The 13382-nt window shown below is 63.0% G+C and carries 11 protein-coding genes; 5 read left to right on the top strand and 6 right to left on the bottom strand.

The features are described 5' to 3' along the window. Positions 1-25 precede the first annotated feature (25 nt). Entirely contained in the window at positions 26-526 is a 501-nt protein-coding gene (locus DSM43276_RS19850; protein WP_078328058.1) for a beta-class carbonic anhydrase, read from the top strand. Here DSM43276_RS19850 and DSM43276_RS19845 read toward each other — a convergent pair. From DSM43276_RS19845 to DSM43276_RS19830, 4 genes are read right to left on the bottom strand one after another with little or no spacing between them, the layout of a single operon-like run. Beyond that, positions 523-1881 (bottom strand): NtaA/DmoA family FMN-dependent monooxygenase, encoded by a 1359-nt coding sequence (locus tag DSM43276_RS19845; protein ID WP_078328057.1) that lies wholly within the window; start codon positions 1879-1881, stop codon positions 523-525. The two genes, DSM43276_RS19850 and DSM43276_RS19845, sit on opposite strands and share 4 nt — an antisense overlap. A gap of 41 nt (positions 1882-1922) precedes the next feature. Continuing rightward, positions 1923-3104 carry a GNAT family N-acetyltransferase gene (locus tag DSM43276_RS19840; RefSeq protein WP_078328056.1) on the bottom strand — a complete coding sequence of 394 codons (1182 nt, stop codon included), beginning with the start codon at positions 3102-3104 and terminating at the stop codon, positions 1923-1925. After that, positions 3101-4360 carry an acyl-CoA dehydrogenase family protein gene (locus DSM43276_RS19835; protein WP_078328055.1) on the bottom strand — a complete coding sequence of 420 codons (1260 nt, stop codon included), beginning with the start codon at positions 4358-4360 and terminating at the stop codon, positions 3101-3103. Before DSM43276_RS19835 ends, DSM43276_RS19840 begins: the two co-directional genes overlap by 4 nt. After that, positions 4357-5898: an APC family permease gene (locus DSM43276_RS19830; RefSeq protein ID WP_078328054.1), complete on the bottom strand. Its 1542-nt coding sequence runs from the start codon at positions 5896-5898 to the stop codon at positions 4357-4359. The genes DSM43276_RS19835 and DSM43276_RS19830 overlap by 4 nt, the downstream gene beginning before the upstream one ends. A gap of 231 nt (positions 5899-6129) precedes the next feature. Between DSM43276_RS19830 and DSM43276_RS19825 the strand changes: the two genes are divergently transcribed. Then, on the top strand, positions 6130-6549 hold the full coding sequence (locus DSM43276_RS19825; RefSeq protein ID WP_078323223.1) for a MerR family transcriptional regulator: 420 nt from the start codon (positions 6130-6132) through the stop codon (positions 6547-6549). Between the two features lies 1 nt (position 6550). Next, positions 6551-7540: an aldo/keto reductase gene (locus DSM43276_RS19820; protein WP_078328053.1), complete on the top strand. Its 990-nt coding sequence runs from the start codon at positions 6551-6553 to the stop codon at positions 7538-7540. Between the two features lie 17 nt (positions 7541-7557). Here the strand turns inward: DSM43276_RS19820 and DSM43276_RS19815 are convergent, their stop codons facing one another. Together DSM43276_RS19815 and ramB are read right to left on the bottom strand one after the other, a co-directional pair. Further along, the gene (locus tag DSM43276_RS19815; protein WP_078328052.1) at positions 7558-8124 is read right to left on the bottom strand and encodes a carboxymuconolactone decarboxylase family protein; all 567 of its coding nucleotides are present in this window, start codon (positions 8122-8124) and stop codon (positions 7558-7560) included. Then, the gene (ramB, locus tag DSM43276_RS19810) at positions 8121-9551 is read right to left on the bottom strand and encodes an acetate metabolism transcriptional regulator RamB (RefSeq protein WP_078328051.1); all 1431 of its coding nucleotides are present in this window, start codon (positions 9549-9551) and stop codon (positions 8121-8123) included. Before ramB ends, DSM43276_RS19815 begins: the two co-directional genes overlap by 4 nt. A 538-nt stretch (positions 9552-10089) precedes the next feature. Between ramB and DSM43276_RS19805 the strand changes: the two genes are divergently transcribed. Both DSM43276_RS19805 and DSM43276_RS19800 read left to right on the top strand, forming a co-directional pair. Continuing rightward, positions 10090-10506 carry an MmpS family transport accessory protein gene (locus DSM43276_RS19805; RefSeq protein ID WP_099051349.1) on the top strand — a complete coding sequence of 139 codons (417 nt, stop codon included), beginning with the start codon at positions 10090-10092 and terminating at the stop codon, positions 10504-10506. Beyond that, complete coding sequence (locus DSM43276_RS19800; RefSeq protein ID WP_078328050.1) at positions 10503-13382, top strand: MMPL/RND family transporter; 2880 nt, start codon at positions 10503-10505, stop codon at positions 13380-13382. The genes DSM43276_RS19805 and DSM43276_RS19800 overlap by 4 nt, the downstream gene beginning before the upstream one ends.

The following is a 13382-nucleotide window of genomic DNA, read 5'->3' as shown; positions in this document are numbered from 1 at the left end:
ATATGCTCGCGCGTAGCTTCGCGCCATGTCGACCACTGACGAACTGCTGGACAACGCGCAGGCCTATGCGGCCAACTTCGACAAGGGCAATCTGCCACTACCTCCCGGCCGCAAGATTGCGATTGTCGCGTGCATGGATGCGCGTCTGAATCCGTATGGACTGCTTGGTCTTCACGAGGGCGATGCTCACGTCATCCGCAACGCGGGAGGTGTGATCACCGAGGACGAGATCCGGTCACTGGCCATCTCGCAGCGGCTGCTGGGCACCGAGGAGATCATTCTCATCCATCACACCGATTGCGGCATGCTGACCTTCACCGACGATGCCTTCAAGCGTTCGATTCAGGACGAGACGGGGATCAAGCCGCCCTGGTCTGCCGAGGCCTTCACCGATCTGGACGAGGACGTCCGACAGTCGGTGGCCCGGATCAAGGCCAACCCGTTTGTTCCACGCACAGGCAGTGTGCGGGGATTTGTCTACGACGTCACGGACGGCACGTTGCGTGAGGTGCTCGCCCAGGACTAATGGGCAAGAAGGACCGGTGCGCGCTGCGGGGCCGGCCAGGGCAAGGCCAAGTGCTCGCGCAATGTGGACCCGGTGTATTCGGCGCGGAAAATGCCGCGACGCACCAGGATTGGCACGACCTGTTCGGTGAATAGTTCGAATTGGCCAGGTAGTCCCGATGTGCTCAGAATGAACCCGTCGGCCGCACCTTCGATGAACCACAGTTCGATCTGATCGGCTACCTGCTCAGCGGAGCCGACAAACCTCGTACCGAACGCGTTCAACGTACGGTAGAGGAACTCCCGGACCGTCGGATTGCCCACGGTGGCAAGGTGTTTGTATCCGGCCAGCGCGGTTTGATGGGTCTCGGTGCTCTCCGGGAATGCGGACGCCGGCACCGGACCGTCCAGGTCGGCTCCGATGACGTTGACATCCACTTCGAGGAGCCACCCCGCCTGGTATTCGGGGATGAAGTGTTCGTAGACAGTGCTTTCCACGGCATGTGCCTCCGCCTCGGTGGAGCCGACGACGACGCCGAGGGAGGGGGTGATCAACGGGGCGGTGGTTCGTCCGGCAGCGCGGGCTTCCCGGTGGAGTTGTTGATAGAAGTTCTTGGCGCGGTCGATGTCGGTCTGCCCGGTAAAGACCACCTCGGCATGTTTGGCGGCGAAGGCCCTTCCGGTGGTGGATGATCCGGCCTGAAAGATCACCGGACGTCCCTGGCGGGAGGGTGTGACGCCGAGCGGTCCCTTGACCTTGTGAAACTCGCCTTCGTGGTTGGCGACATGAATCTTGTGGACATCATTGTAAATTCCCGTGGCGCGGTCCTCGATGACAGCATCCGTTTCGAGCGAATGCCATAGGGCCTTCACCACCTGAAGCGTCTCTTCCGCCAGTCGGTAGCGCTCGTCGTGTGGGAGGAAGCCCCGCTCGCCGAAGTTGGCGGCGGCCGCCTGCGCGAAGCTCGTCACGAGGTTCCATCCCGCGCGCCCCGCGCTCAGATGATCGAGCGATAGCAGTTGGCGCGCCAGGTGATACGGCGGTTGAAAGGTCGAGGATCCGGTGACTACCAGGCCCAGGCGGTCGGTGACCGCAGCGAGGTATGAGGTGGCCGTGAGCGGTTCGAAGTCCTCGGTGGACTTGTGGGCCCAGGTAGCCTCCGGGCCGAAGTTGAGGCCGTCGGCGAAGAAGATGGCGTCGAACTTGGCCGCCTCAGCTGCTCTCGCGGTGGCAACCAACGTGTCGAGCTGGTTGGCCGGGCCGTTCCGTACGCCGGGAAGTCGCCACGCGCCGCCCGAGCGCACGTTGCCGAAGGCAAGGAGGTGCAGCTGGCGGTCAGTCACCGATGAGCCGCTTGCGCGAAGACCATCAGACACCGATGAGCCGCTTGCGCGAAGACCATCTGACACAGGTTCTCCTAGAAGTTGGTACCGGCGAAGGGCTGTGCACCGGTGGAGAACAGGGCGTCCGCCGCGCTGATGGCCCCCGTTGACTGCGCGGATACCAGGCCGGCACGTGCCAGTTGCGTCCACGAGTTGCCGCCGAGATAGATCGACCCCAGGGCGGCGACATCGAGTGACACATCAGGGGTGTGCTGGGTGCGACGGACCTTGTCGGAACCTATGGCGAACCGTGCCGAGTTGTGTGGCAGCAGGTCATCCCGGACCTCGATCACCACGGGTGCAGTGTCCGCGTACGTGCGCGCTGCCAATGCCGCCTCGACATCGACCAACCGGAGCCAGGTCTCGTCGCGGACACCGGTGACGGCCACCGCGCGGGGGTCGGTCAGCAGGTGGGGGAGAGGGTCATCGATGGGGCGCGGGCCGAGTTCGATGACATCGACAAGGTCCAGATCCAATAGGTGGCCAACTAGTGCACGGTAGGCGTTATCGCTATGTGCGACAAGATCATCGACAGATATTGTCCGGGTGTCGCTGGCGAACCATTCGGAAGTGTCCCGCGGCCGATATCTGACATAGCCCTCGGCGTGAGTGACCACGTAAGGCTTCACCGGGTCGGAGGCGTCGAATAGTTCGTGCAGCCGCCACCAATATGGCGGACGTGCCACCGCCCCGGTCCACGCCGCACGTTCATAGATCGCGGCGAGTTGCTCCGGTGAGGAGGATGTATCGAGCAAAGTGATGGGCCCGGCGTCAATGAGGCTGTGCGCCACTGCCCGCCGTCGCTGGATGCGGTACGTTGCGCTGCTGGTCGCGGCCCCATAGCCGAAGCGGCGGTAGATCACCGCCTCGGAGGCGCGCAGGCTGGCGACGAGCTCTCCACGTCCGGCGATATCGGTGAGCTGCCGGGTGACCAAAGAGGTGAGTATTCCGCGCCGGGTGTGGGTGGGCAGCACACCGATATGTGTGACAGCGGCGTGCGGAACCCGTGCGCCGCCGGGGACGGTGAGCCAGCTGGTGTAGGAATCGGCTCCGCCGACGAGCTCCGCATCGTCGAAAGCACCTAGATATCTTCCCGCTTCCAGCAATTGGTCGGTCGCGATATCGCCCAGGGGAGGCAAGCCGACCATGGCCCTCCAGAACACCCTGAAGGCACCCTCACGCTCCGCGGAGGTCTGTAGGAAGCGGATATCCGTCACGATCCCTTGCCCTGTGTTGTAGCGGCGAGGCGCCCAAGGCCCGTGAGGCTGCGTGGTGACGGCCACTCATCGGTCAACAGGTACCGCCCGATCTCACGCTGGCGGTAGGGCAGCGGATCGTGGGTGGTGTGTGTGCGTGCGTTGCGCCAATAAATATCCAGTCCAACCGAATTGGCTGTCGACCGAGCGCCGGTGGCCTGGAAGATGTTGTGTGTCACATCCAAGGACACCTCGGTGGCGACGGACTTGGCCTGATCCACCCGGATGGCCACCGCGCCCCACTGAGCCGCGGTGAGCCCTCGATCGGCTGCCAGGATCTGTTCGAACTCCTTGGTCACCGCGTCGCCGAGGGCGATTCCCGCGGCGATACCGGCCGACAGGCGCCCTAGCAGCTGCTGGTGGTACGGATCCTCGGTCACCTCCGTGGAGTGCGCCTCGGGCCACGGACGGCCCTTGTCTCTGACGTAGGTGACGCCGGCGGCGAGTGCGCCCTCGGCGATCCCGAGGTACAGGTGTACGAAGATCAGCTGGCTGAACAACGCCCGCAGCCCATCCCGATACTCGCGGTCGTCACCGTACTCGACAAGGCCGGTGAGTACCTCGTCATGGCGGAGCAGCACATTGTCGAATTCGACACTGCCGCTTGCGGTAAGCCGTTGTCCGAGGTTGTCCCAATCGTCGTTGAACCGCAGGCCTTCTCGGTCACGGGGGATGATCGCATTGATCGGCTCCTCTTCGTAGAGCAGCACGGTGATCAGGTCGGCGACCGCGACCCCGGTGGCGAATGTCCGCGTGCCGTTGACCCGATAGCCCTCGTCTGTCCGGGTCACCGTGATGCCCGGGTCACGTGGATTGCTGACACTGCCCTGGAACCAGCCCTGCTCGCCCACACCGCGCGCGATGTGCTCGCGCTGAGCCGGCGACCCGAGAATGTGCGTCCATACGCCGTTGGAGAAGTGGTAGGCAAGCAGTTGACCGATGGAGCCGTCGGCGGCCGCGATGATCCGGCTGAGCTGTAGCGCCTGGGTCAGACTTCCTCCGGCGCCACCGAATTCGCGGGCGGTGGCGAAGGACAGCAGGCCGTGCTCGCGTAGCAGCGCGATCTCGGCGACGGGATTTTGGTTGGCGCGGTCTCGTTCCAGTGTGGTGGCCGCCAGCTCGTTGGCGACACGCTCGGCGATCCGCGTCCACGCGGCGAAGTCGGTATCGCTGGCCCCTTGGTAGGCAAGGACTGGTGACGTGGTGGCGGCAGTCATCTGACGAGAACTCCTGAATCACTGGGCGTGGCGGGCTCGGGTTCGGCGGCCGGTTCCTCGTGGAGTACCTCAAGGATGCCGAGGTCTGCCAACCGCTGCTTCTCGGATTCGGAAAGCGTTTGGATAGAGCCGATCCGGGCGGCGACGTCTGGCCGTCGCGCCCGCAGATACCAGTAGCGCAACAGTCCGGCGAGCAGGATCGCACCGAAGATGAGTGGCAGGATGTTGAACGGGAACGTGGGCACCGGATAGAAATTGCTGAAGATCACGTACCCGATGGCCAGGGTGGCTGCGGCCGATACCGCGAGCCGGGCCGGGGTAAGTGCCTTGATGCGGTACAGCCAGATTGGGGTGGCCACCACCACGAGCAGGTAACTGGTGAGGAAGCCCCAGTTGGCCACGTAGTTTCCGTACACATCGAACACCAAGCGGCCCACCGAGCTGAGCGTGGCGGTCACGGAAAAGGCCACCGCGATGATTCCGATGAGAAAGATGCCGGCGACGGGGGTCTTGTAGACAGGGTGCACTCGCGCGAGGGTCGCCGGGAGTGCTCCTTCGTGGGCGAGGGTGAAGAGCCCCCGCGCCGCCGAGTTGATGACTGCGGTGACGAACACGACGAACGCGATGGCCACCGCCAGGCTTATCGGGTAGATCGCCCATGCCACATCGGAATTCGTGGCGACCTGAGGCAGTATCGCGCTGTCGCCGTCGATGTTCCGGAACTGCAGGATCTGCGGGTAGGTGGCCAGGATGTACAGCACGCCGATGATCAGTACGACGCGTAGCAATGAGCGGGCGATGGTGCGGTGTGCGTCCCGCGATTCTGCGCCCAGGGATGCGACGCTCTCGAACCCGGCGTACGCGCCGACGGCGGTCACCGCCGCGATGAAGGTGGTGCTGTTGCCGAGGTTGGACAGCGCCCACTGCTCGGTGTCGATGCGCCAGCCGTAGCTGACATACGAGGCCACAATGATGATGAGAATAAGTGTGGTGGCAATGATTTCGAAGACGAGCTCATACTTGGCCGAGATGGACACGCCGCGGTAGGGCAGATAGACGGCGACCGCGACGACCACTGCCACCAGCGCGAGTTTGAACGCGGTTGTCTCCGAGTGGATTCCGATCGCGTCGAGGAAGGATTCGAAGTACAGCACGCCGCCAAGAGTCCCCGTGGTGGCGAAGGTGATGTACCCGATGAGCAGGCTGAAACCGGCGGCATACGCCGCACCGGGGCCCAGTCCGTTGCCGGCGTATGTCCCGAGTGAGCCCGAGGACACCGTCCTTTTGGCTTGGAAGCTGATGGTGGTGGCGATCAGGATCACCGCCACCAGGCCGATCACCGCCGCCCAGGCCGCGCCCTTACCGGCCGCCACGAACAGGGAAAACGGCACCGTCGCGACCGCGACACTGGGCGCTGCGGCCGCCAATCCCTGAGCGAAGACTCCCCAGGAGCCGACGGCGTCGCGCTCGAGTCCGTGGGACTCGCTGTTCTGAAGGGATCTGCCGTTGACGGTGAGCTGGTGAGCGGGAGCGGACATGCGGGAAATACCTTCGCTTGGCGGAAAATGGACTGAAACAGGCAGCGCGCAAACGAAATTGCACGCCTACCTACAGTCCGGGGCCAAGCGCATATTCCGATGGTGAGGTCGCATCAAGAACGTGTCAACGGCACCTGCGACGCCGCGGCCGGTACCTGCGATGACTTAGGGCTCGCCCTGCGCGTATCTCCCACTTGACCTGGAGTCGACTCCAGGTTCTACCGTGGCTCTGTGAGCACAAGTGAACCGCAGCGTGGAGGGTTTCCCATCTCGCACGTTGCCCAACGGACTGGGCTGTCGATCGACGCGCTGCGCTGGTTCGAGCGCGAGGGTTTGTTCCCCCGGGTACCGCGAGACGGTGGTGGTCGCCGCCGATTCAGTGACGACGATATCGAGCGTGTCCAGCTGATGCTGCGGTTGCGTCGCACGGGCATGCCGGTGCGCGATATGCGGCGGTTCATCGAGCTGTTGGAGGGCGGCGAGGAGACCCATGCCGAGCGCCTGGAGCTGCTGTTCGCGCAGCGTGTGCGAATTATGGCCGCCATGGAGCGGCTCACCGAAGATCTCAAGGTTGTCGATTTCAAGGTTGCGTATTACACCGAGTCGGTCAATGGCGCCCCGACTGCCGCAGTGGGACAGAAGAAGGGTTGACATGAAATACACACAGATCGGTGGCCTGTCGGTATCGCGAATCGGCTTGGGTGCCATGTCGATGTCCTCCGGCTACCAGCCACTTGGTTCGGATGCGGGCCCCGACGAGCAGGCCTCGATTGAGGCGCTGCGACGGGCGCTGGATCTCGGTGTGACCCTCATCGACACCGCCGAGATCTACGGCCCCTATGCCAACGAGGAGCTTGTGGGCAAGGCCATCGCGGGCCGCAGGGATGAGGTGGTGCTGGCCACCAAGTTCGGGCTGGTGTCGCACAGCACCGGCGCGCTCTTCAGCCCTGACAGCTCGCCGGCGAATATCGTTGTCGCGATCGAGGGTTCGTTGCGCCGCCTTGATACCGATTACATCGACCTGTACTACCAGCATCGCGTCGACCCCAGGGTGCCCATCGAAGAGGTGATAGGGGTGTTGGCGGATTTGGTGGGCCAGGGCAAGGTCCGCCGGATCGGACTGTCCGAGGCTTCTGCGGCCACGGTGCGCCGGGCACACGCGGTACACCCGGTCACCGCGGTGCAGTCGGAGTACTCACTGTGGACCCGCGACGTCGAGTCGGAGCTGCTGCCGACCCTGAGGGAGTTGGGCATCGGGCTCGTGCCGTATTCACCACTGGGCCGGGGCTTCCTGACGGGTGCCATCCAGTCGGCGAATCAGCTTTCGGACGGTGACTTCCGCAAGAACCTGCCGCGGTTCAGCGCGGACAACCTCGACGCCAACTTGGCCCTTGTCGAACAGGTGCAGGCGGTCGCCGCCGAAGCCGGCCTGACTCCGGCGCAGGTTGCACTGGCCTGGCTGCTGGCTCACGGTGAGGACATCGTGCCGATTCCCGGGACCACTAAGGCCGCGCGCGTAGAAGAGAACGCGGGCGCGGTGGACGCCGCGCTGTCGGCGGAACAGCTTGCCCGGCTAGATGGTTTGGCACCTGCATCCGGGGAGCGCTACTCCGCGCAGCACACGGCGCTGCTGGACCGGTAGCGCACACCGCGGGTACGTCAGTGGTCCAGCGGGATGCGCAACGACGACATGGTGGCGGCGAGGCCGTCGTATTGCGTGACGAGCAGGCAAAAGCCGATGAGCTGACGGCGGTCCAGGAACTTCGAAAGTCCCTCCCACGCTGCATCGGAAAGTGTTCTGGTGGTGAGGATCTCGTCAACACCGGTGATGAGTGCGCGTTCCTTGTCGGAGAGTCCCTCGGCGCCGGCCCCGGTGAAGATCCGCTCCTGATACGCGGGATCGATACCGGCGCTCTTGGCGATGCGGGTGTGGTGCTGTAGTTCGTATTCGCATTGGCGTACGTGGGCCACGCGCAGGATGACCACTTCGGTATCGCGGGCAGAGAGTTTGGTGCCGCGCAGAATCGCACCGGAGTATGCCAGCCACGGCCAGAATCGGACGCCCGTCTGCCCGAGCGTGGTCGCCAGGTGCATCTCCGGCACGCTGATCGCGCGTGCCATGCCCTTGGCAATCACCCAGTTGACCGGTCCGAGCTCACGCAGACCACCTGATGGGATACGGCCATCGGCACGGTCTGCTCTTCGCGCAAGCGGCTCATCACTCACTGTCGGGCTCCTTCTTGCTGAACAAGGTATGGCGACACCGTACTGCGATGCTCGTCAAGATCCAGTGCCCGCCCGAGTGCCGGGAAGGCGCGCTGGGGGCAGTTGTCGCGCTCGCATACACGACAACCCACGCCGATGGGCGTGGTCGCACCTTCGGAGGACAGATCCAAACCCTCCGAATAGACGAGGCGGTGCGCGTGCCGTAACTCGCAACCCAGTCCGATCGCGAACGTCTTACCTGGTTGGCCGTACCGTGACGCGCGCCGTTCGACGGTGCGCGCCACCCACAGGTAGTTGCGCCCGTCGGGCATCTGCGCCACCTGGACCAAGATCTTGCCCGGGTTGCCGAAGGTCTCGTAGACGTTCCACAGCGGGCAGGTGCCACCGCTGGAGGAGAAATGGAAACCGGTCGCCGACTGACGTTTGGACATGTTTCCGGCACGATCAACCCGCACGAACGAGAACGGGACCCCACGCATCGAGGGGCGCTGCAGGGTGGACAGCCGGTGACAGATGGTCTCGTAGCTCACCGAGTAGAACGCGGAAAGCCGTTCGATGTCGTACTGGAAATCCTCGGCCACCCCGTGGAACTGACGGTAGGGAAGGACCGTGGCAGCGGCGAAGTAGTTGGCCAGGCCCAGGCGCGCCAGCTTCTGTGATTCCTCCGAGGTGAACTTGCCGTCGTCGACCATGGTGTCGATGAGGTCGCCGTACTCCAGATAGGCCAGCTCGGTGGCCAGCTTGAAAACCTGTTGGCCGCCGGAGAGGTGATTGCTGATCTCGAGTGTCTTGGCTCCGGGGTCGTACTTGTGCAGGACGCTCTCACCGAGATCGATGCGCCGGGCGATGTGCACGCCATGCACCTCGGTGAGCCGGTCGGCGATCTCCCTGGCCAGGTCCGCCCGGTGCATGCGCATCCGAACCGTCAGGTCTTCGGCGGCGGTGTCGAGCTCATGGAGATAGTTGTGCCGCTGATAGAAGTAGTCACGTACTTCTTCATGGGGCATGGTGATCGAACCACTGCCGCTGCCGTCGGTGTAGCGGTCTTCGGTGGCCGCCGCCAACTGCGTAGTGGTGATCCGGTAGCGCCGATGCAGGTTGACCATGGCACGGGCCAACGCGGGATGCCCGGCGACCACATCGGCGATCTCCGCGGGATCGACGTCGATGTCCAGGTCCTTGTCCTGCACCACTTCGCGCAGCTCGGCGATGAGGCGGCTGTCGTCCTGGGACGAGAAAAACGTCGCGTCGACACCGAACACCTCGGTGATACGCAGCAATACCGCGACGGTAAGTGGTCGAACGTCATGCTCGATCTGGTTCAGATAGCTCGGGGAGATCTCCAGCATCTGGGCGAGCGCGGCTTGACTGAACCCGCGTTCGCTCCGGAGTTGACGAAGGCGCCCTCCAACATACGTTTTGGACACGCTGACCAGCCTACGCGCCTTGCGAACTCCAACTTCGCAGTCTTGGCAAAAATGCGGATCCATCCAGGCTCCGGTCCGCGGCGGGGGAAGTGGAGGCCGAATGTCACCGAGCAATCAAGCTGGTTTGCTTTCTGGATGTACCGCGGCGGAGGCCACCGGCGAACATGGCCAGCTGAGCTGCTTCTCGCTATGACCGACACCACTGTGGTTGGCGGTTGGGCGCTGAGGTCACAAAGAGGGGCTCCAGCTGCTGATTAGCCATCTGTTCACTCATTTGTGCGGAATGGTAAATCGGGTCACTGGAGTTGCCCAAGATGCCATGCAGTAAATCTGTACACGCATGTATCCCACATAGCGTGCTACTCATTCCATATCGGGTGTGCAACGGGTACATACGCGACTCTCATGCATGGTCTAATCTTTAACGGCCGGGGAGCACCGCTGAGGTGTTCCGCGTTTTGCAATTTGGGATGGGCATGTCCGAGCATGGTGCCGGATGCGGCGATAGACGAGGAGGGTTACGATTCTTCGGCTTTTGATGCGTCTGTGGATTCCGCTGCTGGTGCTCGCGGTAATTGGTGTCGGTGGATTTACGGTGTCACGGCTCCACGGTGTATTCGGTTCCGAGAACCGCCCGTCGTATGCCGACACGAATGTCAGTGACGCCAAATCGTTTGATCCCAAGAAGATGTCGTATGAGGTTTTTGGATCGCCAGGAAATGTGGCGGATATCAGCTATTTCGATGTCAATGGCGATCCGCTGTACATTCAAAAAATCCCATTGCCGTGGTCGGTGAAATTCGAGATCGGGAAGACGACCGCAGTGGGAAGCATCATGGCGCAGGGAGATGGTCGCAGCATCGGCTGCCGCATCATCGTGGACGATGAGGTTAAGTCCGAGAAGGTGAGTACTCAGACCAATGCCTTTACCTCATGCCTGCTGAAGGCCGCATGAGCGAGGACGGCGGCAAAGGTCAATCACACCGGCCGATAATGGCGACCATTATCCGCAAGGGTGCGGTATTCATTATCCTGGGCTGGCTTGCGATCACTGTCGTGCTGACCGTCAAGGTGCCGCCACTGGAGATCGTCGAAAGAGAACATTCGGTCTCCCTCAGCCCACCGGATGCGCCCTCCGTCAAAGCGATGACGCAGATGGGGAAGGTCTTCCAGGAATCCAATTCCGAGAGTGTCGCGGTGATCGTGCTCGAGGGTGAGAACCCCCTCGGCGACGACGCGCACAAGTATTACGACGCCGTCGTCCGTCAATTGAAAGACGACCCGAAACATGTGCAGCACATCCAGGACTTTTGGGGTGACTCGCTCACCGCGGGTGCCGCCCAGAGTGCTGATGGAAAAGCCGCGTATGTGCAATTGAATCTCACCGGACGCTTTGGTCAGGCCGACGCGAACGAATCCGTGGAAGCCGTCCAGAAGATCGTCAAGAACACTCCGGGGCTGCCGCCGGGGGTCAAGACCTATGTCACGGGTCCCGCGGCCGTCGTCTCCGATATGTCGGAGAGCGGAAACCGGACGGTCGTCCTCATCACTCTGGTGAGTGTCGGCGTGATTTTCCTGATGCTGCTCCTGCTCTACCGGTCCTTCATCACGGTCATCATCTTGCTGTTCACCGTCGGCATCGAGCTGCAGGTTGCGCGAGGACTCGTCGCATTCCTCGGCATGCACGGGATCGTGGGTCTGACCACCTTCGTCGTCAACCTGCTGGTGTCTGTGGGTATTGCCGCAGGTACGGACTATGGAATCTTCTTCACCGGGCGGTATCAGGAGGCGCGCCAGGCGGGCGAGGACCGCCAGACCGCTTACTACACCGCCTACCGCGGGGTGGCCAAGGTCGTCCTGGCATCCGGCCTGACCATCGCGGGTGCGATCGCGTGTCTGCACTTCACCCGGCTGCCGTACTTCAAGCCGCTGGGCATCCCGGGCGCGGTGGGCATCCTGGTCGCGGTGGCGGTGGCGCTCACCCTGGTACCGGCCTGCATCGCCGCGGGTAGTCGCTTCGGGCTGTTCGATCCCAAGCGGCAGGTGACGACGCGCCGCTGGCGGCGGCTGGGCACCGCGATCGTGCGCTGGCCCGGACCGATTCTCGCCGGGACGGTGGCGATCTCGCTCATCGGGCTCTTGACGCTGCCGGGATACAACCCCAGCTATACCGACGCGAAGTACATACCGCAGGACATCCCCGCGGTCCAGGGACTCGTCGCCGCTTCACGGCACTTCCCGGAATCGAAAATGTCGACGCCCGACATCCTGTTGGTCGAGGCCAATCACGATATGCGCAACTCCGCCGATCTGCTGGTGTTGAACCGGCTGGCCAAGGCGGTGTTCGCAGTACCCGGCATCGCCAACGTGCAGTCCATCACGCGTCCCGAGGGAACGCAGATCGAGCACTCGTCGGTGCCCTTCATGCTCAGCATGTCGAATGCGAGCCAGCGATTGAGCCTGCCGTTCCAGCGCGCGCGCATGGACGACATGCTCAAGCAGGCCGATGACATGGGAACGACCATCGCGCTCATGCAGCGCATGTTCGATCTGATGAAACAGATGGTGGCGACGACTCACCGGATGGTCAGCACCACGCACGATCTTCAGAAAGATATGTCCACGCTGCGGGACCACATCGAGAATTTCGAAGACTTCTGGCGGCCGATCCGTAACTACTTCTACTGGGAGAAGCACTGCTTCGACATTCCCATCTGCTTTTCGATCAGGTCGATCTTCGATGCGCTCGACGGTGTCGACCAGGTGACCGACAAGATGCAGACTCTGGTGGGCGATCTTGACGAGCTGGACAGGCTGATGCCGCAGCTGCTCGAGCAGTTCCCCGTGATGATCGACACCATGAAGAGCACGCGCGAATCGATGCTGACGATGCACAGCACGATGTCCGGCATCTTCGCCCAGATGGATGAATCCACCGAGAACTCGACGGCGATGGGCAAGGCGTTCGACGCGTCGAAGAACGATGACTCCTTCTATCTGCCGCCGGATGTTCTGAACAACAAGGACTTCAAGCGGGTCATGAAGATCTTCATGTCGCCCGACGGCAAGTCCACGCGCATGCTGATATCTCAGCGCGGAGATCCCGCGACACCCGAAGGCATTTCGCGGGTGGAGCCGATCAAGACCGCCGCGGAGGAAGCGCTCAAGGGAACCCCGCTGGAGCACGCCAAGCTCTCTCTGGCGGGTACGGCGGCAGGGGTCAGTGAGCTGGTCGACGGATCGAAATACGATCTCTTGATCGCCGGTGTTGCGGCGCTGTGCCTCATCTTCATCATCATGTTGTTGATGACGCGGAGCTTGGTCGCGGCCCTGGTGATCGTCGGAACCGTGGCGTTGTCGATGGGCGCGTCGTTCGGTCTGTCCGTTCTTGTCTGGCAACACATTTGCGGCATCCAGATCAACTGGGTGGTGTTGGCCATGTCGGTCATCGTGCTGCTCGCGGTGGGGTCCGACTACAACCTGCTGCTTGTCTCGCGCATGAAAGAGGAGTTGGGCGCCGGCCTCAATACGGGCATCATCCGAGCGATGGGTGGTACCGGCAAGGTTGTGACCGCCGCCGGCCTGGTCTTCGCGGCCACCATGGGCTCCATGATCGTCAGCGACTTGCTCACCCTTGGGCAGGTGGGAACCACGATCGGCTTGGGCCTGTTGTTCGACACCTTGATTGTGCGAGCGTTCATGACGCCGGCCATCGCTGCCCTCCTGGGCCGGTGGTTCTGGTGGCCACTGCAGGTGTCTCCCCGGCCGGTCGGTGCGGTGCACGGGTGGAAGGGACCGCGCCTCGTCCGCTCCGTGCTGCAGAGGAACTGA

Source organism: Mycobacteroides salmoniphilum (genome assembly GCF_004924335.1).
Classification (GTDB): Bacteria; Actinomycetota; Actinomycetes; order Mycobacteriales; family Mycobacteriaceae; genus Mycobacterium; species Mycobacterium salmoniphilum.
This window is presented reverse-complemented; position numbering and strand designations above follow the sequence as displayed.

Coding starts and splice junctions, on each gene's coding strand:
- DSM43276_RS19850 (WP_078328058.1), top strand. CDS start 26: ATGTCGACCACTGACGAACTGCTGGACAACGCGCAGGCCTATGCGGCC.
- DSM43276_RS19835 (WP_078328055.1), bottom strand. CDS start 4,360: ATGACTGCCGCCACCACGTCACCAGTCCTTGCCTACCAAGGGGCCAGC.
- DSM43276_RS19830 (WP_078328054.1), bottom strand. CDS start 5,898: ATGTCCGCTCCCGCTCACCAGCTCACCGTCAACGGCAGATCCCTTCAG.
- DSM43276_RS19820 (WP_078328053.1), top strand. CDS start 6,551: ATGAAATACACACAGATCGGTGGCCTGTCGGTATCGCGAATCGGCTTG.
- DSM43276_RS19805 (WP_099051349.1), top strand. CDS start 10,090: ATGCGTCTGTGGATTCCGCTGCTGGTGCTCGCGGTAATTGGTGTCGGT.
- DSM43276_RS19800 (WP_078328050.1), top strand. CDS start 10,503: ATGAGCGAGGACGGCGGCAAAGGTCAATCACACCGGCCGATAATGGCG.